The following is a 22,203-nucleotide window of genomic DNA, read 5'->3' on the forward strand; positions in this document are numbered from 1 at the left end:
TTAGCCAAATTTGGTTAACCAAATTTGGGTATCGAACTATGACTCATCGGCCTCCCTACCGTCAACTCGAACCCCGGCCGCTCAGGCCGGTTCGTCGCCCCGTTCCAGCCTGCTGATCAGGCCGCGGGTCCACGCCGCGTCATTCGCCGCCTGCGCCGCGCGCAGGTCGAACAGCTCCCTCAGGTGCCTTGGCCGCTCTTGCTCGTACATCGCGGCCACGATGCGCGCCTGCTCGGCCTCCAGCGCTCGCAACCGCTCCTTGAGCAGCGCGAGCGCCTCCTTCTCGGGTAGTGCGGGCAGCAGCGCGAGGGCTGCGCCCAGCAGCTCCGGACGCCGATCCGGCACGCTCAGGGCACTTCGCAGCAGCCCGAGGAACTCCGCCTCGCCCTTGTCATTGATGGCGTAGTCGATGCGGCCCGGCCACTCGTGCACCTCGGTGGCGTCCAGCAGGCCGTCCTTGGCCAGCTGACGGAGAGCGTGGTAGATCGACCCCGACCTGAGCCCTGCCCATTGTGCGACCTCCCACGAATCCAGCTCGGATCCGACCAGGTAGCCGTGTGCCTGACCGTGCAGCCGCACCACGCCGAGGACCAGCAGTCGCGTCGCCGACATCGTCTCCCTCACTCGCCGGGGCGCGTCGTACCCACCGATCGCGCGCCTGCCCCAGGCTAGCCCTGTTTTCCGCACGGCCCGCTTCGTCGCAGGTCAGCCGCAATAGCCGATCCAGCACCTTTAAGACCGGACTGGAAGCGGACACAAGGCAGGCCAGTACGACCACGGTCTGATCTGAAAGTGTGGCCCGTGCTCCGACGACGCGGCGCATGCGGCTGCAGCATCGTTGGCCCATGACTTTCACGACTCCGTCAATCGCCGTTTCGAATCCTGTCCTGCCGGGACGCTGGGTGGGCGGCGCCTCCCTCGTCGTTGGACCCCTGCTGCTGCTCGCCGGTGTCCTGCTTCGCCTGCGCTATGACTTCTTCTTCCCTGCGCAACTGAGCGCGTACGAGCACGATCCTGACCTCATGACGGCCTCCTACAGCCTGGTTGCCGCCGGGTGGGTGCTGCTCTGGCCGGGAGTCGTGCTTCTCGCTGCCAGGATCGGCGAAGGTTTCCGGGAGCTGGCTGTTTGGGGCGGCACCTTAACGGTCCTTGGCCTGTTCGCCCGGGCGTTTCATGCCGGTGTCGACCACCTGGACTTCCAGCTGGTGACCGTTCAGGGCGCAGCATCGGCGACGCGAATAGTGAGCGAGACTTACGGCGCGTTCCACATCTTCAGCGCACTGAACGCCGCCATCATGGGCGGCTGGATTCTGCTGGCCATCGGCGCGTACCGCTCGGGGGTGTTCGGACCGCTACGTGCTTTGGCCCTCGGCTTGGCATCGGCGATGCCGCTGGGAGTGCTGAAGGGAACAACTCCTTGGTCGGTCGCCGCCGCAGCGGGACTGTGTGTCGCGCTCGTCCCTCTGGGCGTGGCCGCATTGCGCACCGGGCCGGTCCCGCGAACGGCCACGATCGCCGGAAGGCTCCTCCTGGTAGGCGCCGTGGGCATCGCCATGTTCCTCTTCGGGCAGGCCGGATGAGGGGGCGTCTCGGGGCAGGCCGTACGAGCGGGCATCGATATCGTCGTGCGATGCACATAGCCCAGTGGCGCCTGCGGACAGGCCCGCATGCGGGAACACGCCCGCACGTGCGAACACGCGGGCACGTGCGGACACACGGGCACGTGCGGACACGCCCGCACCTGCTGGCACTCGACGCCTGCGTGGCGGCCGTCGTGGTGGCCGTGCACGTGGCACTGGCCGGCCAAGACGCCTCGGACGGCTTGCCTCGGTTCTTGGGTCCGTGGTGGCTGGGCTGGCTGGTGGCCATCGGTGTGGGAGTGCCACTGGCTGTGCGGCGCCTGTGGCCCCTACCTGCCCTGGTCGTGATTGTGGCCGCTTCGGCAGCGGCGACATTCCTCGACATCACCCGCGATCCCTACGTATCCACAGCCCTGGCCGCTTACATGGTGGCGCTCGTCGAGCCGACCCGCCGGGCTTCGGCGGCGCTGGCCCTGACCCTGGCGGTCTCGGTAGCCGCGGTCATCACCGGTGAGGCGGTCATGACACCATCCGGTCCGTGGTCGGAAGCCGCCGGCATCGGGGCGCTCGTCTCGCTGGTCATCGGCGCGGCGTGGGCCGCTGGCCGTGCCGTGCGCCAACGGAGAGACCGAGCGGCCCGACAGGGGCGGCGCCTGGCGGAGGAGGCGCTGACCGAGGAGCGCTTACGCATCGCGAGAGAGCTGCACGACATCGTCTCGCACAGCCTCAGCGTGATCGTGGTCAAGGCAGCGGTCGCCAACCATGTGGCCGAGGAACGCCCCCAAGAGATGCGCGACGCCGTTCAGACGATCGAGCAGACGGGTCGGGATGCGCTCGCTGAGATGCGGCGTGCCTTGGGGGTGCTGCGCGGCGAAACCGTTGGTCAACGCGCGGGCGAGACCGGCTCGGCGAAGATGGCTCCCCTTCCCGGACTTGATGACCTGCCGGCCCTCATCCAACGTGCCGAGCAGGCGGGAGTCCGCACCAAACTCCGCACCCAGTTGGCCGTCCAACTCCCCGCGGGGCCGGCGCTGGCCATCTATCGGATCGTGCAGGAGGCGCTGACGAACGTGGTGAAGCACGCCGGCGACGGAACCCGATGCCTGGTGACGATCACCGTTGACCTGCGCGGAGATGTGCATGTCGAAGTGGTCGATGACGGAGCCGGCAACGCGGTGGTGTCCGATGGGGCGGAGCTCAAGGGCGGTCACGGACTCGTGGGGATGCGCGAACGCGTGATGATGTACGGGGGGACGCTGGCCGCCGGCCCGCAGCCCGGCGGCGGGTTCGCCGTGTCGGCTCGTTTCCCGCCCGAACCCGAGCACAGCACGGCCACGAGCCGAAAAGAGGGAGCCGAGTGACCGAACCGATCGGAGTAGAACCGATTCGGGTGGAGGGGTCTGTGTTTGAACCGATTCGGGTGGAGGGAGCTGCGTTCGAGCCGATCCGGATGGAGGGAGCCGTGCCCGAGCCGATCCGAGTACTTGTCGCCGATGACCAGTCTCTGCTTCGGGGCAGCTTCCGGGTGCTCATCGACACCGCCCCTGGGCTGACCGCAGTGGGCGAGGCGAGCAACGGTGCCGAAGCCGTCGAGAGTGCACGGCGGCTCTGCCCGGACGTGGTGCTGATGGATATCAGGATGCCCGGAATGAACGGCATCGAGGCGACCCGGAGCATCACCAGATCTCCCGAGACGGCCGGGACACGCGTTCTCATCCTCACCACCTTCGACCTCGACGAGTACGTCTACGGCGCGTTGCGGGCCGGGGCAGCGGGGTTCCTCCTCAAAGACACCTCTCCCGATGCCCTGCTGGCAGGCATCCGTACGGTGGCCGCCGGAGAAGCGCTTCTCGCACCGTCGGTGACCCGACGCCTGATCGCCGAGTTCGCCCGCCTTCCCCATGGGCACCAGGCGCCGGGCTCCTCGCTGGACGACCTCACGGAGCGCGAGCGTGAGATTCTGGTGCTCGTTGCCCGTGGCCTCTCCAACGCCGACATCTCCGAATACCTGCGACGCAGCACCGGCACTGTCAAGACGTACATCGGCCGACTGCTGACCAAGCTGGGAGCGCGGGACCGCGCGCAGCTGGTGATCAGTGCCTACGAGTCAGGGCTGGTGAGCGCCGCTCATCAATCGACCAATTCCTGAACTCGATCGCACGGGTGAAGTTCGACGTTCGCCCGTTGGCACGGGTGACGTTCGGCGTCCGACATGCGACGTTCGCCGTCGGCATGCGCGATGTTCGGTGATCGACGTTTGCCGATTGCCCGTTTGCCCGTTTGCCCCTTCGTGCGTTCGCCCGCGCGATGTTTGCCGATCGCGATGGGCAGGCTGAGCGGCTGCCGCAGAACCGGACTCTCGGCCTCCTCCGGAAGCTGGCGCAGGCTGCCGATGCGCCGAAGACCACCCGCATGGGCAACGCCTCATTGGTGAAGGTCATTGCGATGCCTCCGCCTCTGGTGCCAGCACGACCTCTGGTGTCAGCACGACGTCGAACCTGGCGTGGGTGAAGGGCGTGGCCACGCCGAAGTGGGCTGCCGCCTGCTCGTCGTACGACTCGGTGAAGTCGGTGATCAGGCTCCGCTTGACGGCGAAGACCGCGTCGGAGCCTATGTACGGGCTGCCGGCGACGAACGCGTGGGTGGTGACCGGGCGGTGGCCCGCGGCGCTCACGATGAAGTGCACGTGGGCGGGACGGTATGGGTGCCTGCCGGTGGCCTCCAGGAGGCGTCCCACGGGGCCGTCGGTGGGGATCGGATAGTGGGAGGGGACGACAGAGCGGAACCAGAAGCGGCCCTCGTCGTCGGTGCGGAACAGTCCGCGTCCGTTGCCCGGCGGCTGCGCGTCAGGCTGCTGCACGTCGTAGAAGCCCTGCTCGTCGCACTGCCACACGTCGAGCTCGGCGCCCGGCAGGGGAGTGCCGTCCGCGCTGAGCACCTGGCCGGAGACCACGCAGGGACGGCCGGTGCCGACCAGGTCGATGGAGTCGCCGAGTTCGCGTCGCGGAGAGGCGGTCATGTGGAAGGGGCCGAGAACGGTGCTCTCGGTGCCCTCTTCGGCGCCATTCATGGTCTCGACGATCATGGATACGCCCAGGATGTCGGAGAGCAGGACGAATTCCTGCCGGCTGTCATCGCACTTCCGCCCGACGGCCGTCAGGAAACCGATCGCGGCTTCCCATTCCTCGAGAGTGGGCTTGATGTCCGTTACGAAAGCGTGGAGGTGGCGGGTGAGGCTCTCCAGGATCTCCCGCAGCCGCTGATCCTCGGTTTCCCGGAAACTGTCCACTACCGCGTCGGTGGCGGTCTCGACGGTGAAGTCCATGGGTTTCCTCACTGCTCGGTAGTCACTGGCCGATGAGGTGGTCCGGAAACCAGTCTCCGGTGTATGCGCGGCGTTCGGCGGCGTGGTCGTACAGCGGTTGTTCGCCGGTAGGCCAGTGAGACATCATTGACGCCAGCAGGTTAAATCAAGCAATTGACTTAATCCGACAGCGAGAGTTTACTGACAGTGCAGGAGGGCCGGTTCGAAGGAGTCATGGTGAGGCGCGATGACGTTCCGAGGTGCCAGTGCGCCGACCGCGAACGGGCACTGGTCGAGGGCCGCACCATGCTCCGCGCCAGCTGGCACGGCGCGGCGACCGGCCTGATCGATGCGATCGCCGCGATATGGACGGCGCCCGTGACGCGTGAGACGGATATGGAGCCGGTACCGAAACTGAGGCCCAGCGTGGCCTCGCTCCAGCCCTGTGTGGAAGGACGTAAGTCATGACCGAGATCTTGAGTCATCCCGAAGTCCCGGAGTTCCCCGGCGCGAGGGCGGCGCGCTGCCCGTTCGACCCGCCGCCGAACCTGCACGCCCTGCAGAAGGAGGGCCCGCTGGCCAAGGTCCGGCTGTGGGACGGCAGCACGCCATGGATGGTGACCACCTACGCCGAGCAGCGGGCGCTGCTGGCCGATCCCAGGGTCAGCGCCGAGTTCTCCCGGCCCGGTTATCCGCGGCAGGGTCCCTTCACCGGCTCGTTTGCCAGTTTCATCATGATGGACGACCCCGAGCACCACCGGCTGCGCCGCATGGTGCAGGCGCCGTTCACCGTCAGGCGGGTGGAGGGGATGCGGCCGGCCGTACAGAAGATCGTGGACGATCTGATCGATGACCTGCTGGCCGGTCCGAAGCCGGTGGATCTGGTGGAGGCGTTCGCGCTGCCGGTGCCGTCGCTGGTGATCTGCGAGCTGCTCGGCGTCCCGTACGCCGATCATGACTTCTTCCAGGACAACAGCAAGGTCATGATCAATCGGGGCACCGCCCCCGAGGCCCGTGCCGCCGCCAGCGCCCGGCTGGCCGAGTACCTGCACGCCCTGGTGGGTGAGAAGCTCGCCAACCCCGCCGGCGACCTGCTGTCCCGGCTGGCCGAGCGGGTCAAGAGCGGTGAGCTGTCGCAGATGGAAGCCGCGCAGATGGGTGTTCTCCTGCTCATCGCCGGGCACGAGACCACCGCGAACATGATCGCCCTCGGCACGTGCGCCCTGCTGCAGAACCCCGACCAACTCGCGCTGCTGCGCGCCGGCGACGACCCGGACCTGGTCGCCGGGGCCGTGGAAGAGCTGCTGCGCTACCTCAACATCACCCACAGCGGACGCCGCCGGGTCGCCCTGGAGGACATCGAGATCTCCGGCCAGACCATCCGGGCGGGCGAAGGGCTGATCATGCCGAACGACATCGGCAACCGCGACCCCGAGATCTTCCCCAACCCCGACGAACTGGACATCCGCCGCGACGCCCGCCGCCACGTGGCCTTCGGCTTCGGCGTGCACCAGTGCCTGGGCCAGCCGCTGGCCCGGATGGAGCTGCAGGTCGCCTACAGCACCCTCTACAAGCGCATCCCCACGCTGCGCCTGGCGGCCGACCTGGAGCAGATCCCGTTCAAGCACGATGGGGCGGTGTACGGGGTCTACGAACTCCCTGTGACCTGGTAAAACCAACCGACCATGGGGCTGATTCTCCTGTCGCGGCTCAGGGAGTGCCCCAGGCCCGGACGAACGTCTCCACGGCGGCGCGGGCCATGGTCCGCAGTTGCGCGTCGGCGATCTGCTCCGTCCCCATCCGGGTACGCGCCTCCAGAGGGCCGGTCAGCAGGGCCATGAACTGCTCGGCCGCCAGGTCGGGGTCTGTGGTGCGCAGGCGCCCGGAGAGCGCGAGCCGGGCCAGCCGGTCGGCCAGGGCCTGGTTGAGCCGATGGGGGCCGCTGTCCAGGACGAGGTCGAGAGCGTCGGGGAACGTGGTGATCTCCGAGTAGAGCAGCCGTTTCAGCGAGCATGATCGCTGGTCGGTGTGCAGCCGGAGCAGCTCGTACGCGACGCCCTCCAGCGTGGCGGGCAGGTCGTCGCCGGGCGTGGTGAGCGGGTCGAGGGCGGCCAGCCGCTCGCTCAGCACGGTCCGCGCGGCGGCCTCCAGGGCGTGCCTGAACAGGGTGGCCTTGTCGGTCATGTGGTTGTACACCGTCGGCTTGGCCACGCCCGCCTCGGCCGCGATGTCCTGTACGCCCGCCTGCGCGTAGCCCAGCCGGGCGAACACCGTGAACGCGCCCTCAAGGATCGCCTGCCGCTTGTCGATCCGCCCGCGCGTGGTGCTCATGCCGTCGATTGTACTTGCCAGTTCAACTTCATGGACGTACGAGTTGCATGCGAACGCATGGGATCACTACTTTGAACCCATGAGTTCAAATTCCTCGGTCGATGACCGGCTGGACCCACGACTGCTGGGCACGACCGCCGTGATCCTGCTCGGCGGGCTGTTGGGGATCCTCAACAGCACCATGGCGGCCGTCGCCACGGACACCCTGGCCGCGGCCTTCGACACCTCGCTCAGCACGATCGGCTGGGCCTCCACCGGCTTTCTGCTGGCTGTGACGGCCACCATTCCGTTCACCACCTGGGCCGTGGACCGGTTCGGCGGCAAGCGGCTGTGGGTGGCCGGCCTGCTGATCTTCCTGGTCGGCTCGCTCGCCGCCGGGCTCTCCTGGAACGTCGGCAGCCTGATCGCCTTCAGGGTGCTGCAGGGGTTCGGGGCGGGGCTGCTCGATCCGCTCGTCCTGATCCTGCTGGCCCGCGCCGCCGGGCCGCGCCGCGCCGGGCGGGTGATGGGGCTGATGGGGGTGGTGCTGTCCCTCGGGCCCGTCCTCGGGCCGATCGCGGGGGGCGCGATACTCGACGCCTTCGAGTGGCGGTGGATGTTCCTGATCGGCGTGCTCGTCGGCGTGGTCGCCCTCGTGCTCGCGCTGCGGGTCATCCCCGCCGACGGACCCGGCGAGGGTGGTGGGGCGCGGCTGGACGTCCTGGGGCTGGCGCTGCTCGGACCCGGCTTCGCGGTGGTGGTGCTGGCTCTGTCACAGGTGGCCGAGCAGGGCGCGTTCACCGCCTGGCAGGTGCTGCTCCCGCTGGGCGCGGGCGCGGCCGTCCTGATCGGGTACGCCGTGCACGCGCTACGCACCACGCCGGGTGGACGGCCGCCGCTGATCGACCTGCGGCTGTTCGCCAACCGCGGCTTCACGGCGAGTGTCACGATCATGGGCCTCGGCGGGATGGCGGTCTTCGCCTCCCTGTTCGCGCTGCCTCTGTACTACCAGCAGGCGCACGGGCACGGCGTGCTGGCCGCCGGGCTGCTGATGGCCCCGGTCGGGCTCGGCGGCTCGATCGCCATGCCGGTGGCCGGGCGGCTGTCGGACCGGCTCAGCCCACGCGGGCTGGCCACCGGCGGCGCCCTCGTGGCGGCTCTGAGCGGGCTGGCGCTCACCCGGATCGGCGCGGACACCCCGGAGATACTGCCGGTGCTGGCGTCACTCGGGATCGGGCTGGGCATGGGCTGCTTCAGCGCGCCGGCGATGGGCTCGCTCTACCGTGCGCTGCCGCCGGAGATGGTGGCGCAGGGCAGTTCCGTGCTCTACATGCTCAACCAGCTCGGCGCGGCACTCGGCGTCGCGCTGGTCACGCTCATCTTCCAGACCTCGGGCGACCCGATCGGCGGTGTCCACGGGGTCTACTGGTTCGCCGTCGGCATGATCGTGATCGTCCTGGTGATGATCCCGCTCCTGCCCGGCCGGCCGCGGACGCCGGTCGTACAGGATGGGCTCACGAGGACCTCGTAATCACTGAGGGCATGGACGGGAGGGGTCAGTTCACGTTGCCAGCGTTGGAGAAACGTCATGATCAAGATCCTGTGCCACGCCGTGGCGGTCCTCGTGCTGGCCGCCGCCACCTGACGACCGGCGGCCCACCGCGACCGTCACAGGAACACTCGTCCGAGCCACCCCAGGCGGCCCATGGGAAGACCTGACGCGACGGTGATACAGGGCGGCTACGTCCTCAAGGACAAGGGCCCGCTCAAATGAGGCGCTCCTCGGCGCCGGCGAAGACGAGGCCGAATTCGTAGGCCAGAACCGCCGCCTGGGTGCGGTCGCGAGCCCCGAGCTTCTCCAGGACGTGGCGGACGTGCGTCTTGACCGTCTCTACGGACACGTACAGGGTCGCCGCGATCTCCGCGTTGTTCTGCCCGAACGCGATGTGCCGCAGTACGTCCAGCTCGCGCGGAGTCAGCTCGACCGGCACGCGCGACTTCGACTTACCGGCATGTGGAGAGGCGATGCGGCGCAGCGCGTCGGGGAAGAGCACGGCGTCGCGGGAATGCACGAGCCGGATGGCATCCACCAACTCCTCCGCGGGCGCGCGCTTGAGTACATAACCGGCCGCGCCGGCGCGCAGCGCGCCCCAGACGAGCTGGTCGTTCTCGAACGTCGTGACCACGATGACCCGCGTCGCCGGGGAGCGGCGGGCGAGCTCCCGGGTGGCGGTCAGGCCGTCGAGGCGGGGCATGCGGATGTCCATCAGCACAACGTCCGCGCCACTGCCGGCCTCGACGGCCTCACGACCGTCGGCTGCCTCGCCGGCGACCTCGATGTCGTCGTAGAAGGAGAGCATCGTTGACCAACCCGAACGGATCAGTGCCTCGTCGTCGGCCAGGACGACGCGGACCACAGCGGCAGCGTCGCCTGGATGCGCCACGTGTCCTCCATCTTCTTGTGTACGAACGTGCCGCCGGCCAAGCGGGTCCGCATGCGCATGCCGGCGAGGCCGCGCCCTTCCCGGCCGGGCCGCGGGGAGGTGTCGGCCGTTTTGTTGTCCACGGTGAGAATCAGATCGTCGCCGGTGGCGACGTCGATCATGATCGAGCCCTGCCCGTGACGCAGGGCGTTGGTGAGCGCCTCCCTGGCGATCGCGAAGGCTACCCGCGAGGTGGCGGCCGGAACCCGGTCGAGGCGGCCGACGTTCGCGCGCACGTCGAGGCCGCGGATCAGCTCGCGGAGCGAGTCGAGTGTGGGTGTCTCGGCCGGGTCGCCGTCGTCGAGCACGCGGAGCAGCACGTCGAGGTCCTGCTGGGCGTTTCGGGCGGCGCTCGTCAGATGGCTGAGCGAGTCGCCGACCTCCGGCACGCGCGCGTTTCGCAGCGCCGCTTGAGCGGCCATCGCCTGCACCAGGACGACGCTGAGGGCATGACCGACCGAGTCGTGCAGTTCCATGGCCAGGCTCTGACGGCGGCCGAGTTCCTCGATGACGCGGGACGGCTCTGTACCCAGCAGCCGGCGCGCCGCCCACCGCTGGCCGAGCCCGGCCGCGACCATCGCGGCCAGTGTGGCCGCCGCGAGGAAGCACACCTCGGCCAGCTCACCTGGATCCGTGCGCCACCGCGATACGTCGCTCAACCGGACCAGCCCAGGAGACAGCAACAACACCCCCGCAGCAAGGGTGGCGCCGCCGTACAGGTGCAGGCTTGTCAGGGCCGCCAGATAAAGCCGATCGGTCCGCTCGGGTACATCGACGCCGAGCAGTTCCGACAGCGCGCCCATCTCAAGGCGCCGCATCAACGGCGCCGCGGCCAGCAGCATCGAGGCAGGCAGGCACGCGGCCCACAACGCGAACACCCGCACCGGAGTCTGCTCCGCCAGGATGACCAGGCCGAGCGCCACGGCCACCGGGGTCAGCAGCGCGGCCCCCAGCAGCTGGTAAATCCCGGCCCGCACAGCTCGGGCGAAGCGACCTTTCACGGGGACCGACGTTAGCCGACGGCCCGCCGCCCGGCCTCCCTCGTGTGGGGGATGAGCAGGCTCGGGACAGGTGTGATCCTCAATGACGCCAGCCTGTTCGCCGCCTTTGAGGAGAATCTTCATGACCGTTGGCACCCTGTGGAGCAGATCGCACGGCCGGACCTCGGCGGGGGTCCCCCGCTGGGCCGTGCTGGCCGCCTACGCCATCCCGCTGGCCGTGCTGCCCTCCAGCCTGTGGCGCATCGCCGCTTTCATCTTGAATGTGCCGCTGCTGGAGCCCGGCCCGACGCCTTCTGGGCAGGAACAGCTGACCGGGTGGTGGTACATCCTTCTGCTCAGCGTGGTGAGTGAAGGGGCGGCCCTTCTCGCTGTTGGGCTGGTCAGCGAGTGGGGTGAGGTGTGGCCGCGTTGGGTGCCGGTCCTGCGTGGCCGCCGGGTGCCGGTCATGGCCGCGGTCATTCCCGCTGGTCTTGGCGCGCTCGTGCTGCTGGTCTTCCCCTATGCGATGATCAGCATCAGTCTCGGGGTGAAGTTCAACGGCGACCCGACCGGATTGGTCACGCACGGCTGGCAGACCGTGGTCTTCCATGTCATGTACTGGCCGTTGGCCGTCTGGAGTCCGCTGCTCGCCCTGCTGACGGTGCACTACTATCGCCGCCGCACTGTCGCACCTCGCGGGCGCGCCATGGTGCCGTCCCAGTAGGCGTCTTGAATTCTCTGTGGTCGTCTGAAGGAATCAGGCAACCCGTGTCAGTTTCCGAAGTCGTCTGCACGGATGCGCGAAGTGGCCTGCACGCCCGCAGCGTGCGGCCATTTACCGAAGGATCCGTACCTCCGCGCCGGGTAGATCGGACCACCAGCGGTCATAGCGGCGGTAAATCCCCGGCTCGCGGTCGGCCAGCAGCGCCGCCAGCGCCCGCGCCTCAGCGACCAGCTCGCCCCACACCTGGCCGGGCAACGGATGGAACGCGGTGGCCTCGATCCCATCCCCGGCTGGCCGCCACACGCCGGCGACATAGCCGTCTACCAGGAGCGTCGGCAGGACATCGCCGTTGGTCCGGGTGACGAGCTTGCGATACTGCGGCGGGATGACCCGGCTGCGGTCGGCGTGGGCGAGCAGGACGTTGTCCCACATGGGCAGCAGCCGTGCCGGGGCGGGCGTGTCCTCGGCCGGGCGAGGCGCGCCTGGCAGGTCGAACAACTCCGAGCCGTCCGGCCCGGTCAGCCGCTGGAGTGTGCCCGCGAGGGCGTCTATCGCGCCGCGGGCGCGCTTGCGGGTCACCAACGCGAATTGCGCCACGTCGACAGCCGATGCCGGGCCGAACCCCTCCAGATAGCGCAGGACCAGCGTCCGCAGGGCTTGGTCGGCTTCCGCTCCGAGCGTCGGCGGGAGTCCGGCGGCGATGTAGGCCGGGCGGATGCCGAACGACCACGGCGCTCCCGTGGCCGCGTGCAGGAGCGGGGCGTAGGTCCGGAGCGCCCACCACACGCCCTTAGGTGGAACGCCGAGCCGCTCTTCGATCCATGCCTGGATCTCGTCGGCGGACCGGGGCTGATCCGCGAAGGCCAGCAGGTCGCCGACCAGCGCGTCGGCGTCGGCCGGGGTGATGCCACTGCGTGTGAAGCGCGGGTCGCCGAGCCGGGCGGCGCGCAGCGAGGGCTGCATCGCCTCATGGAGGTGGGGGTGGTCGTCGGCGTGAACGGCGTGCAGCGTGATCCGCAGGAGCGTGGCCTTGACGATCTTGCGGTCGGCGAAGGCCGCGTCCAGGTCGGCCGGGTTGAACGCGGTGATCCGGTTCCATAGTGCCAGGTACGGCGAAGCCACGTGTTGCGCCTGCAGGGCGACCACCCGGCGCACCGCCTCGGCGACATCGAGGGCCTGCCGCCCCAGAAGTAGCTGGCGGGCGAGGGTGGACCGGTTGAGTTCCCGCATGGTGAGCATGCCGTCATTCCTCCTCGGCCGGCAGGGTTGGATAGTCCGTCATGGGATACAGGCCGATGGCGAATCCGTAGGTCGTCTCACCGGAGCGAGGCATCAGGTCGAACTCCTGCACGAGGTCCTTGATCCGGTGCCAGAACTTGGTGGCCTGATCGGGCGAGATGCGGGCATGCCGGATGAACGCGTGCAGCTGGTGAGCCTGATAGGCCGCGGCGGATTCCTTGGCCGCTACCTCGAAGTCGTTGAAGTCCAACGGCAGCGGGCCGCCGCCCGGAGCCTGGCCGACGCCGACGTAGAACATCCGGGCCGTACGGCCGTAGTAGCGCTCGTCGATCGCCCGTACGCGCCGGGTCCGTACCACGTACAGCAGCCCGGCCTCGGCCAGCACGTTGACGTGGTGCGCGACCGTGCTCTTGGGCCGTTTGACCGCGGTGGCCAGCTCGGTCACGGTCGCGGCCCGCTCGTGCAGGAGGCCGAGGATCGTGGTCCGCAGCGGATCGCCGATGGCCCGGACCTGCTCCGCAGTGGTGAGCACGATCGTGTCGGCGAGCTCGTAGTCGGGAACATTGTTTGACATATACCGATCAATCTACCATCTTCGATTGTTCGGGATATTTGGTTCATAGGAGGCGACCGCATGGCGGAGATCTTGCTGTTTCATCACATTCAGGGGCAGACAACCGGGTTCCTCGCCTTCGCCGACGAGCTCCGCCAGGCCGGGCACACCGTGCACGCACCGGACCTCTTCGCCGGGCGCACCTTCGCCGGCCTGGACGACGGCCAGGCCCACGCCGGGAAGATCGGCTTCGACCAGCTTCTGGAGCAGGGCGTCCGCGCTGCCGACACCCTGCCGAACGAGATGGTGTACGCTGGCTGGTCGCTCGGTGTCATGGCGGCCCAGACGCTGGCGCAGACCCGGCCAGGGGCCTGCGGGGCGCTGCTCATCGAGGCCTGCCTGCCCGCCTCAGAGTGGCCGGAGGACTTGCCCGTGCAGATCCACGGCATGGACGCAGACCCCTTCTTCGCCGGCGAAGGCGACCTTGACGCGGCCCGCACCCTGCTCGCCTCGGCCAAGCACGGCGAGCTCTTTGTCTACCCGGGCGACCGGCACCTGTTCGCCGACGCCGGCCTGCCCTCCTATGACGCCCACGCGGCCGCGCTGCTCATGCGCCGCGCGCTCGACTTCCTCGGCCGAACCGCACCATGACGGACAGGGATAGTGCCTCAATGGCTGCTGAGTACGCCCAGAGTGACCAGTTCCCCACGCGGGCGCTTGCGCGTGACGCCGCGTCCCCCCGATGACTATCGGGCTGTTTTGGATGCCATCGAGACGCTGGGGGCGGCGACGCTCGACCGCGCCACCTCCGAAGTTGGAACAGCACCGCCCTGGTCCCGTTTTCATGCTCAAAACCAGCCCCGAAACGGCCGATTATCAGAGGAGGTCACAAGACGGGCGTCGGCGTGCCGGTCTTGCTGTTTCATAGGCGATCACCTATGAGCAGCCCGGTGTCGATGTCCGACCGAACTCCACGCTGTGAGCGGGACCCCATGACCACCACGAGGATCATGACGGCGGCACTGATGTGCACGATGCTTCTGAGTGCCTGCTCCGATGCCTCCGAGGAAGATCGACCGCCGGAGCCGGCGGTGGTGCCGACCGTGGCGGCGCAGGAGTGGCAGCAGCGCTTGACCACGCACCTGTCCCGTTTCGTGACGGGGGGCCTGTCACCGGGCGCGCGCGCCTCCAAGCCGGCCGTGTCGCGGGTCGCGGGCTGCGGTGACGACAGTCCTGCCTGGGGTGTCCTCCCGCAGGCGAAGATCGCCGTGTCCGTCGGCGGGCAGGTTCGCAAGACCCTCGACGACGCGCAGCAGTGGATGTCGAACAACGGCTTCGTCGACGTCGATGAGGACTTCGAGGAAGGCCGCGGCCACGTGGTCAGCGGCGTGCATGCGGACGGCACCCATATGCGTGCGCAACTGTCGGCCGAAACCGAAAAGCCCAACGCCGACAAGGTCGAGTCCGGCAAGAAGGATGCCGCCGTCGGCCAGACGTTCACCATCACGGCATCAGGCTCGTGCGCCTGGCCGTCCGACCGGCCTGGCGGCCCGCCGCCCACCGGCCGGCTTCCTTCGCTGGCCGCGCCGGCGGGGCCCACGACGGCCACGGACAAGACATCGGCCTGCAGGTCACCGCGCATCGCTGTCTACAACGCCGAAGCCCGGCCGTACGCCGGTCGGGGACCTCATTTGATGGCGCTGGCCTCCTACACCGATGAGAACCCCCTCGTGTACGCCGAGTTCGGCCTGGATGACCGCTGGAAACCGCGCGGCGAGGACTTTGAGCGTGCCGAGGAGGAAGTCCAGTTGCTCATCTGTGTACGCGTGGAGACGACGCGAGACTCCGGCCGGAACGTCACCTGTTCCTACTCGTCCATCAGCGGAATTGAGTTCGGCTTCCCGCACACCTTCGACGTCTTCGAGAGCGTCTACCGCGTGGTGGTGCGGGAAGCGCTCAGCGGCAGGGTGGTCAGGCGGTTCACCGTGCCGGGAACGCAGGCGAACAAGGACAGCTGTCCCTTAGAGATGGTGAAACCCACTCGGAATCTGGCGCGCGGCATTGACGGCAAGGCGTTCGAGCGCAAGCTTCGTCCCTTGTTCGATGACTCCCGCAGTACCCGGTAGCACGAGATACCAGGACCAGTTCGCGTTCGAACTTGCGGCGCCGCTCGGTCGGGCCCGTGTAGGAGGCCAGCAGCAGGGTGCGCTAGGTGATGGCCTCCTCGCCGGACTCGATCGCCGCGACGGCGGCCTCGGTGAGCAGCGCGGCCAACTCCCCGATGGTGGCGCTCCGTTGGAGCCGGCGGAGCGCGCACAGTCGGCCGACCTGGTCCTCGCTGTGGTTGACCGCGCCGAGCATGGTCGGCCGGGCGCGGGCCGCTAGTGCCGGGCGGCCGGATCGTGGCCACTTTGGTCACCGGCCACTTTGGTCACCTTGGAAGCGCGACTTAGGTCGCTGCCGGACCGTCCCGGTGTCCGGCTACGCTCTGCGGCTAGGTTCGTGGCCACCGCGCAGGACCTGCGGCCCAGCCTGCTCCGGTCGCGCCGCGACCGTGCCGCCGCCGGGAACAGCTTCGGCCTGCTGCGAGTGAGCGGTATCGATGGCGCAGCGCGCGATGAGTTTTGCGGGAACCGGCGGTCTGAGTGTGTGCGCGGCCAACCACTGAGCACGAGCTGATCGAGTGGTGGCCGCTGATCGGAGCTCAGGCAAGCGCCCGCCAGGGACGTTGGCCCGTGCTGGGACCGTCCCGGCGCGGGAAGAAACGCATGGAGGAACTGAAATGCGGAAGTTGATTCTGGGTTTTTACGTCTCGCTCGACGGCAAGAGCGCTGACGGGGACAACGGAATTCGGGACGTCATGATGAGCATCGACGACCCGAAACAGGAGGAGTACTTCGTCAGCCGGCTGTGGGAGTCCGGGGCCTTCCTCATGGGCCGCAACACCTACGAGATCATGGCCGGCTACTGGCCCACCTCCGACCACCCCTCTGCCGAGGCCATGAACGCGATCCCCAAGGTCGTGTTCTCCCGCACCCTGACTTCGGCCGAGGGCTGGCCCGAGACCCGGATCGCCGGCGGGGACACCGCGGAGGAGATCGCCAAGCTCAAGGCCGAGCCCGGCAAGGACCTCGTCGCCGCCGGCGGCACCGCGTTCATGCACTCCCTGATCAAGCTCGGCGTGGTCGACGAATACCGGCTGTGGGTGCTGCCCGCCGTCACCGGCAAGGGCGCGCCGCTGTTCCCCGAGCTGGATCAGGCGGTGAACCTGCGCTTGGTGAAAAGCACGGCCTTCCCATCCGGCGTCCTCGAACTGGTGTACGCGCCAGCCGACAAGTAGGACCCGGCAAGCGACACACCGTCACAGTGACACCGGGGGCCGGTGCCTGTCCGTCCCCGGTGCCGTTCAGTTCTGTGGTTGGATCCCCGCGTGAATATGATTCGAGCGTTTTCGCCGGAGCAGTATGAGGGTGCCCTGGACGCCTGGCAGTGGGCCGATATCGGAGACAAGGTGCCGCTTTTCGCGTCTCCGTTCGGGGACGTCTTCCTCCGCTCCGGCGACGGCTGCTGGTTCCTCAGCATCGTGCACGGCACGCTGACCCGGTGCTGGGACGGCGTCGAGGCGCTGCGAGCGGAGCTGGACACGCCGGAGGGCCAGGAGCGGTATCTGATGGCCGGGCTGGTCCAGGAAGCCGAACGGGCCGGGATCGTCCCCGACGCCGAACAGGTCTACGACTTCAAGCACCCGCCGGTCGCCGGTGGTCGGGTCGCGGTCGACAACATCCACGCCATCGACTTCGTGGTCAGCGTCAACATCGCCGGCCAGATCCACGGGCAGGTGAAGGACCTACCGGAAGGGGCCGAGATCGTCATCTCCACGGACGTGGAGGCGATCGGCTGGGCGGCGATCGAGACGGCGTTGCACGATCTGTACGGCGACACCGAACCGGTGGGCACCTTCGCGCCTGACGTGCCGTACTCGGACGGCGGTCCCGACCCCTTGGACGCGATCCGGATCTACGCTCGGGACGAGCCGCGACCGCACTGGCACCTCGTGAGCTTCGGGATGTCCGAGCTCTACGAGAAGGTGACCGACGACCCGGAGGAGTCGGGCTGGGGGATCGAGTTCAGTATCCGGGTGGCCCGTGGCCCACAGGACGAAGCGCCGCCGAAGTGGCCGGCCGTGCTGTTGCAGCAGCTGGCCAGGTACGTCTTCGCGGAGCGGCCGTTCGCGCCCGGCCACACGATCCACGTGGCCCGGGGGACGTTCAACGACCGGCCGGACCAGGAGGCGGACAATCCCACCGAACTCGCGGCGCTCGCGTTCGCCGTCGACCCGCAGTTGGCCGTGCTGGACACCCCGCACGGCCGTGTGACGTTCCTGCAGGTCGTTGCGCTGACCGAGGCGGAGTATGTGGCGGCCAAGGGCGGCAACGCGGGCGCTGTGCTGGAACGGGTCGAGCGCGACGTACCGTTGCACATCGTGGACCGGGACAGGCACTAACGATCTTTGCGCGGTGCCGTCACGGCCTAGCCCGGGAGTAAACGGACTTCGGCGCTGGGCAACTGCTTGGTCCACCAGTGGCCGTAGCGGCGATAGACGGTGGTCCCGCGATCAGCCAGGAACGCCGCCAGCGCCTCGGCCTCCGTCGCGAGCCCCTTCCACGCCTCGTCGTCCAGGTGGTGGAACGCCGTCGCTTCGATGCCACCCTCGACCGGGCGCCACACACCGGCGACGAAGCCGTCGACGAGCAGGGTCGGCAGGACGTCGCCGTTGCGCCGGATGACGATCGTGCGGTATTCGGGCGGAATGACGCGGCTGCGGTCGGAGTAGGCGAGCAGGACGCTGTCCCACATGGGCAGCAGGCGGGGTGGGGCGACGGTGTCCTCCGCCGGGAGCGGCGCGCCGGGCACATCGAACAGTGCCGCTCCATCCGGCCCTTCCAACTCCTCGATCTGGCCGGCCAGAGCCTGCACAGCCAACCGCAGCACCGACCGCTTGAGCAGGGTGAACTGCGCCATGTCCGGCACCGAGGCGGGGCCGAACGCCTGTAGGTAACGCAGAACCAGGCGCTGTACGGACTCGTCCTCAGATTCCGGACCTGATGTGGTGCCTGCGTCGAGGAACGACGACCTTGCGCCGAACGACCACGGCCCACCGGTCGGCGCGTGGTGCAGAGCCGCGAACGTCCGCAGCGCCCACCACGCACCCCGCTTGGGCTCCCCGTACCTGCCCTTGAGGAAGTCCTCGATCTCGGCGCTGGTACGCGGACTGGCCACGAACTCCGCGAGATGGGGGAGCAGGGCGTCGGCGTCGGCGATGGACAGTCCGCTCGATGTGAAGCGGGAGTCGCCCAGCCGCGCTGCCCGTAACGTGCGCCGCATCGCGGTGTGGAAGTACGGGTAGTCCTCGGCGTGCACCGCGTGCAGCGTGATGCGCAGCAGCGTGGCCTTGACCACCTCGCGGTCGGCGAACGCGACGTCCAGCTCTTTCGCCTCGAAGTCGATGAGCCGGTTCCACAGGGCGACATACGGAGACGGGGCCTCCTGCGCCTGCAGGGCGACGAGCCGTCGGACGGCGTCGGCCACGGTCAGCGATTCGCGCCGTAGCAGCAGCTGCCGGGCGAGCGCGGCCCGGTTGAGCTGTCGGGCGGTGAGTCTCATCTCCCCGTTCCTTGTCTTCGACGGCGGGCGGTCGTCAGCGCCTGTCGTCATCCAGCGACGGGGAGCGTGATGTGGATGATTTTAGGGCAGAAGGGCGAAGTCACCGGACTTGAGGCCGGCGATGAATGCCCGCCACTCGGCGGGGGCGAAGATCAGCTTGGGGCCTTCCGGGTCCTTGCTGTCCCGAACAGCGACCACCCCGGGAAGGTTGACGGCGACCTCGACACACTGGCCGCCGTTGTCTGAAGAGCGCGACGACTTCCGCCATACGGCGGCACTCAGGTCCATGCCCGCCTCGCTTCCTCGATCATCTTGAGGGATACGCGCTCAGGATAAGCCCACATCCGTATCGCCTCATAGCGCTGCCAGATCGAGCGCACGACGTCATGGTCTGGCGTGATATGCGCCTGCGTCGGTGAGTCTGAACTGACGACATCAGGTTGGCCGTTCGGAAGCTCGGCGATCATAAAGGCCCCTGCCAGGCCGGCTACGCATTCCGGATCGACGACCTGGATGAAGACATCAGGTCCCTGAACCAGCTCCAGCAGATGGCCGAGTTGCTCGCGCATGAGCTCAGGGCCGCCGATCCTGCGGCGCAATACGCCCGCATCGACGAGCACCAGGAGCATGGGCGGTTTCTTCCGATCAAGGATGTGTTGCCGCCGCATGCGGGCTTCGACGCGCTCGTCCACCCCTTCAGGTGTGATCTGCGGCGCCTGGCTGAAGATGTGCCGGGCGTATGCCTCGGTCTGTAGGAGCCCCGGGACGAGAAGGGGATCCCAAGAACGCAGGATGAGGAGGGTGGGCTCGATCTCCTCAACCCAGTCCCGGAACCAGATCGGGCTGCCCGGCTGGGCGGTGATGCTCTGGTAGAGGCGGGTGAAGGAGACGCCCTCGGCCATGCCGAAGAGCTGGTCCAGCCGTTCGGCGTCGGACCGCGACGGTGTACGGGTGGCCTTCTCCAGCCTGCTCACCTGGGTCTGCGTGCACCCCAGCCGGGACGCCACGGCGGCCTGTGACAGCTCGGCGGCCTCCCGTAGCCGCCGCATCTCGGCGGCGAATCGCACGCGAGGGGACCCCGGGTCGAGAGACGGCACAACGTGCATCACATTTCCCCTCTAATCAGAGAAAAACGGAAACTCTCTTCGGGTGGCTACACCATTTAAACCACGCCTGACCAGTGGCTGTCATTATGCGTGCTGCCTTGGCTTGGTGACTCGGCCGCCGACTCGACGCCAAGAAGGCACGCTAAAGCACAGCCTCTCTTTTCTGGCAGCAGATAAAGAAGGTTACCCATGACTTTCTACGGCCGGGAGAGAAATGACGGCGCGCGAACAGTACGAGAGATTCGATCATCTGGCCCGGCTGGGCTGGGAGCTGCACTGTCTGGGCATCCGCGTCTCCCTGGTCGTTCCTGTGACCGGCCGGCCGGTTCTGGAGATGCTCTTGGGGAACGGCACCACGGTCCACATCACCGCCATTCGCCGTTACTGCGAATGGGTTTTCACCTGGCGTCCATGGTGGGCGCGGCTGTGGCGGCGCGACAAATGGGTGGTGGCGCAGGCGGACAATGCCGCCGCCATCATCGTGGCGGAGGTGGACGTATGAGAGGGCCGCTCCGCCATTACGACGCCTCGCCCAAGGCGCCATTCACGAAGGCGCCGCACGCCACCTGGCGCAGGAAATTCCCGGCGACGGCGATATCCGTTCCCGAGGCCCGTGACTGGGCGGGCTCCCTGCTGTCCGTCGGCGTCCCGTCCCCGTTCCTCGACGATGTGCTCCTGTTGCTGAGCGAGGTTGTCACCAACGCCATCACCCACTCCGACTCCGCCCACACCCTCGGCGGCCAGGTGGCGGTCCAGATCACCCGTATAGGCGCGACCGTGCGGGTGGAGGTGGCCGACGCCGGCTCCTTCACCACCACGCCCGCCGTACGCGCGCCGACCCTGGACGACGACGGAGGCCGGGGCCTGTGGCTGGTGGATCTGCTGGCCGAGGAATGGGGGTTCCACCGCGACGAGACCGGCGGATCGGTCTGGTTCCGGCTGACCGAGCGCGATTGACCATGTCATATGTCCCGGTGCGCTGCACCAAGGACCTGGTCCAGGGTCCGTCAAGCGTGCGATCCGCGAGCAGTCTGGCTGCCGGCGGGCACTTCGGGCGGCGGGTATGGGCCGCTGTCCCGGCGGTACGGCTCGGTGGTGGATCACCTGTAAGGCGTGGAGGTCGTGGTGGTCGACCTGCGACGTAGGTGGCAGATCTTGCCGTCTTCCGAGTGTTTCCGCAGCTCAAGCCGGTGATTCGGGCCGGATGGGGTGGCGCAACCTCCCCGTTATCCCATTTTTCCTACTCGTTGAGTAGGTTTAGCGGCATGAAGCGGGTGGTGCTCGATGATCGGCGGTGCCGGGCGGATCGTGCCCGGCAGGTGGCCGACCTCTTGAGAAGACAGATCATCCACGGCAGCTTCCCTCATGGGCAGCTGCCGCTGGAGGCGGTGCTCGCCCGTGAGTTCGACATCTCGCGCAACACCGTCCGGGAGGCGCTCGACCTGCTGCGCGAGGAGGGTCTGGTCGAGCGGAGCCCGGGCGTGGGCACCACCGTGGTGGCCGAGAAGTACCCGCATGGGCTGCATCGCCTGCTCGGTCTGGCCGAGACCCTGCACGAGCACGGGCGGGTGACCAACCAGGTCCGCACGATGACTCTCATAGAGCCGCCCGCCCCGGTCAGCCACCGGCTCGGGCTCGCACCCGGTGAGCAGGTCGTCTACCTGGAACGGCTGCGCAACCTGAACGGCCTGCCCCTCTCGCTCGACCTCACCTATCTCGTACGTGACGTCGGCGAGCCGCTATTCGACGCGGACCTGGCGAACAACGACATCTTCGTGCTGCTCGAACAGATCGCCGGGCAGCCGCTCGGCATGGCGGAGCTCACGCTCGAAGCCGTCAACGCCGACCCGCACACCGCCGCCGCGCTCGGCACGCCACGCGGAGCCGCGCTGCTGATGGTCGAGCGGCTCACCCACCTGGCCGACAGCAGGCCGGTGGACCTGGAGTTCATCCGTTTCAGAGGCGACCGGCTGACGATGCGCGGCCATCTGCGGCGCACCGAGGACCGCCGAAAAGAAGACAAGGAGCAGGCATGGCCCTGATCACCCAGCGCGTCGAGGTCCCGGTGACGATCGACGAATCCCTGTGCATCGACGGCTGCACGCTGTGCGTCGAGGCGTGCCCGCTCGACTCCCTGGCGATCAGCGACGCGACCGGCAAGGCGTACATGCACGTCGACGAGTGCTGGTACTGCGGCCCCTGCGCGGCCAGGTGCCCCGTGGACGCGGTCACCATCAACATGCCTTACCTGCTGAGATGA

At 68.3% G+C, this 22,203-nt stretch carries 24 protein-coding genes and 1 pseudogene; 14 read left to right on the forward strand and 11 right to left on the reverse strand.

Annotated features, from left to right (window positions below):
- Positions 1-81 precede the first annotated feature (81 nt).
- On the reverse strand, positions 82-612 hold the full coding sequence (locus tag AB0H88_RS07285) for a PadR family transcriptional regulator (RefSeq protein ID WP_357642335.1): 531 nt from the start codon (positions 610-612) through the stop codon (positions 82-84).
- A gap of 233 nt (positions 613-845) precedes the next feature.
- On the opposite strand from AB0H88_RS07285, the gene AB0H88_RS07290 reads away from it, so the two are divergent.
- The 3 genes from AB0H88_RS07290 (at position 846) to AB0H88_RS07300 (ending at position 3,729) form a co-directional block, all read left to right on the forward strand.
- Positions 846-1,580 carry a hypothetical protein gene (locus AB0H88_RS07290; RefSeq protein ID WP_357642336.1) on the forward strand — a complete coding sequence of 245 codons (735 nt, stop codon included), beginning with the start codon at positions 846-848 and terminating at the stop codon, positions 1,578-1,580.
- Between the two features lie 143 nt (positions 1,581-1,723).
- Positions 1,724-2,941, forward strand: a complete 1,218-nt coding sequence (locus AB0H88_RS07295; RefSeq protein WP_357642338.1) for a sensor histidine kinase — start codon at positions 1,724-1,726, stop codon at positions 2,939-2,941.
- 89 nt (positions 2,942-3,030) lie between these two features.
- Positions 3,031-3,729: a response regulator transcription factor gene (locus tag AB0H88_RS07300; protein WP_357643144.1), complete on the forward strand. Its 699-nt coding sequence runs from the start codon at positions 3,031-3,033 to the stop codon at positions 3,727-3,729.
- A 288-nt stretch (positions 3,730-4,017) separates the two neighbouring features.
- On the opposite strand, the gene AB0H88_RS07305 is transcribed toward AB0H88_RS07300, so the two are convergent.
- Complete coding sequence (locus AB0H88_RS07305; RefSeq protein ID WP_357642340.1) at positions 4,018-4,905, reverse strand: dioxygenase; 888 nt, start codon at positions 4,903-4,905, stop codon at positions 4,018-4,020.
- Positions 4,906-5,348: 443 nt separating this feature from the next.
- Here AB0H88_RS07305 and AB0H88_RS07310 point away from each other — a divergent pair, with 443 nt between their 5' ends.
- Positions 5,349-6,557: a cytochrome P450 gene (locus AB0H88_RS07310; RefSeq protein WP_357642341.1), complete on the forward strand. Its 1,209-nt coding sequence runs from the start codon at positions 5,349-5,351 to the stop codon at positions 6,555-6,557.
- A 37-nt stretch (positions 6,558-6,594) separates the two neighbouring features.
- Here the strand turns inward: AB0H88_RS07310 and AB0H88_RS07315 are convergent, their stop codons facing one another.
- Positions 6,595-7,215, reverse strand: a complete 621-nt coding sequence (locus AB0H88_RS07315; protein WP_357642342.1) for a TetR/AcrR family transcriptional regulator — start codon at positions 7,213-7,215, stop codon at positions 6,595-6,597.
- A 79-nt stretch (positions 7,216-7,294) separates the two neighbouring features.
- Here AB0H88_RS07315 and AB0H88_RS07320 point away from each other — a divergent pair, with 79 nt between their 5' ends.
- Positions 7,295-8,725 (forward strand): DHA2 family efflux MFS transporter permease subunit, encoded by a 1,431-nt coding sequence (locus AB0H88_RS07320; RefSeq protein ID WP_357642345.1) that lies wholly within the window; start codon positions 7,295-7,297, stop codon positions 8,723-8,725.
- A 235-nt stretch (positions 8,726-8,960) separates the two neighbouring features.
- Here the strand turns inward: AB0H88_RS07320 and AB0H88_RS07325 are convergent, their stop codons facing one another.
- Complete coding sequence (locus AB0H88_RS07325) at positions 8,961-9,611, reverse strand: response regulator transcription factor (protein WP_357642347.1); 651 nt, start codon at positions 9,609-9,611, stop codon at positions 8,961-8,963.
- Positions 9,575-10,678: a histidine kinase gene (locus AB0H88_RS07330; protein ID WP_357642349.1), complete on the reverse strand. Its 1,104-nt coding sequence runs from the start codon at positions 10,676-10,678 to the stop codon at positions 9,575-9,577. The genes AB0H88_RS07325 and AB0H88_RS07330 overlap by 37 nt, the downstream gene beginning before the upstream one ends.
- A gap of 121 nt (positions 10,679-10,799) precedes the next feature.
- On the opposite strand from AB0H88_RS07330, the gene AB0H88_RS07335 reads away from it, so the two are divergent.
- Positions 10,800-11,381 carry a hypothetical protein gene (locus tag AB0H88_RS07335; protein ID WP_357642352.1) on the forward strand — a complete coding sequence of 194 codons (582 nt, stop codon included), beginning with the start codon at positions 10,800-10,802 and terminating at the stop codon, positions 11,379-11,381.
- Between the two features lie 111 nt (positions 11,382-11,492).
- On the opposite strand, the gene AB0H88_RS07340 is transcribed toward AB0H88_RS07335, so the two are convergent.
- Both AB0H88_RS07340 and AB0H88_RS07345 read right to left on the reverse strand, forming a co-directional pair.
- Positions 11,493-12,620 (reverse strand): winged helix DNA-binding domain-containing protein, encoded by a 1,128-nt coding sequence (locus tag AB0H88_RS07340; RefSeq protein ID WP_357642354.1) that lies wholly within the window; start codon positions 12,618-12,620, stop codon positions 11,493-11,495.
- 4 nt (positions 12,621-12,624) lie between these two features.
- On the reverse strand, positions 12,625-13,194 hold the full coding sequence (locus tag AB0H88_RS07345) for a winged helix-turn-helix domain-containing protein (protein ID WP_357642357.1): 570 nt from the start codon (positions 13,192-13,194) through the stop codon (positions 12,625-12,627).
- 60 nt (positions 13,195-13,254) lie between these two features.
- Between AB0H88_RS07345 and AB0H88_RS07350 the strand changes: the two genes are divergently transcribed.
- Positions 13,255-13,824: a dienelactone hydrolase family protein gene (locus AB0H88_RS07350; RefSeq protein ID WP_357642360.1), complete on the forward strand. Its 570-nt coding sequence runs from the start codon at positions 13,255-13,257 to the stop codon at positions 13,822-13,824.
- 341 nt (positions 13,825-14,165) lie between these two features.
- A complete protein-coding gene (locus AB0H88_RS07355) occupies positions 14,166-15,299 on the forward strand; it encodes a hypothetical protein (RefSeq protein ID WP_357642362.1) in 1,134 nt (377 codons plus the stop codon).
- 13 nt (positions 15,300-15,312) lie between these two features.
- Here the strand turns inward: AB0H88_RS07355 and AB0H88_RS07360 are convergent.
- A pseudogene (locus AB0H88_RS07360) lies at positions 15,313-15,459 on the reverse strand (transposase); the annotation flags it as partial.
- Between the two features lie 496 nt (positions 15,460-15,955).
- On the opposite strand from AB0H88_RS07360, the gene AB0H88_RS07365 reads away from it, so the two are divergent.
- Both AB0H88_RS07365 and AB0H88_RS07370 read left to right on the forward strand, forming a co-directional pair.
- On the forward strand, positions 15,956-16,513 hold the full coding sequence (locus AB0H88_RS07365) for a dihydrofolate reductase family protein (protein ID WP_357642364.1): 558 nt from the start codon (positions 15,956-15,958) through the stop codon (positions 16,511-16,513).
- Between the two features lie 96 nt (positions 16,514-16,609).
- Entirely contained in the window at positions 16,610-17,677 is a 1,068-nt protein-coding gene (locus AB0H88_RS07370) for a suppressor of fused domain protein (protein WP_357643145.1), read from the forward strand.
- Between the two features lie 26 nt (positions 17,678-17,703).
- On the opposite strand, the gene AB0H88_RS07375 is transcribed toward AB0H88_RS07370, so the two are convergent.
- The 3 genes from AB0H88_RS07375 to AB0H88_RS07385 all read right to left on the reverse strand — a co-directional run bounded on the left by AB0H88_RS07375 (position 17,704) and on the right by AB0H88_RS07385 (position 19,943).
- Positions 17,704-18,837, reverse strand: a complete 1,134-nt coding sequence (locus tag AB0H88_RS07375; RefSeq protein WP_357642366.1) for a winged helix DNA-binding domain-containing protein — start codon at positions 18,835-18,837, stop codon at positions 17,704-17,706.
- A gap of 81 nt (positions 18,838-18,918) precedes the next feature.
- On the reverse strand, positions 18,919-19,125 hold the full coding sequence (locus AB0H88_RS07380) for a DUF397 domain-containing protein (protein WP_357642368.1): 207 nt from the start codon (positions 19,123-19,125) through the stop codon (positions 18,919-18,921).
- Positions 19,116-19,943 carry a helix-turn-helix transcriptional regulator gene (locus tag AB0H88_RS07385; RefSeq protein WP_357642371.1) on the reverse strand — a complete coding sequence of 276 codons (828 nt, stop codon included), beginning with the start codon at positions 19,941-19,943 and terminating at the stop codon, positions 19,116-19,118. The genes AB0H88_RS07380 and AB0H88_RS07385 overlap by 10 nt, the downstream gene beginning before the upstream one ends.
- Positions 19,944-20,157: 214 nt before the next feature.
- On the opposite strand from AB0H88_RS07385, the gene AB0H88_RS07390 reads away from it, so the two are divergent.
- The 4 genes from AB0H88_RS07390 (at position 20,158) to AB0H88_RS07405 (ending at position 22,203) form a co-directional block, all read left to right on the forward strand.
- A complete protein-coding gene (locus tag AB0H88_RS07390; RefSeq protein ID WP_357642373.1) occupies positions 20,158-20,445 on the forward strand; it encodes a hypothetical protein in 288 nt (95 codons plus the stop codon).
- Positions 20,442-20,900 carry an ATP-binding protein gene (locus AB0H88_RS07395; RefSeq protein WP_357642376.1) on the forward strand — a complete coding sequence of 153 codons (459 nt, stop codon included), beginning with the start codon at positions 20,442-20,444 and terminating at the stop codon, positions 20,898-20,900. Before AB0H88_RS07390 ends, AB0H88_RS07395 begins: the two co-directional genes overlap by 4 nt.
- 308 nt (positions 20,901-21,208) lie before the next feature.
- Positions 21,209-21,985 carry a GntR family transcriptional regulator gene (locus AB0H88_RS07400; protein ID WP_357642378.1) on the forward strand — a complete coding sequence of 259 codons (777 nt, stop codon included), beginning with the start codon at positions 21,209-21,211 and terminating at the stop codon, positions 21,983-21,985.
- Positions 21,976-22,203: a 4Fe-4S dicluster domain-containing protein gene (locus tag AB0H88_RS07405; RefSeq protein WP_357642380.1), complete on the forward strand. Its 228-nt coding sequence runs from the start codon at positions 21,976-21,978 to the stop codon at positions 22,201-22,203. The genes AB0H88_RS07400 and AB0H88_RS07405 overlap by 10 nt, the downstream gene beginning before the upstream one ends.

Origin of the sequence: Nonomuraea sp. NPDC050680, assembly GCF_040654555.1 — a bacterium.
In the GTDB taxonomy this organism is placed as follows: Bacteria; Actinomycetota; Actinomycetes; order Streptosporangiales; family Streptosporangiaceae; genus Nonomuraea.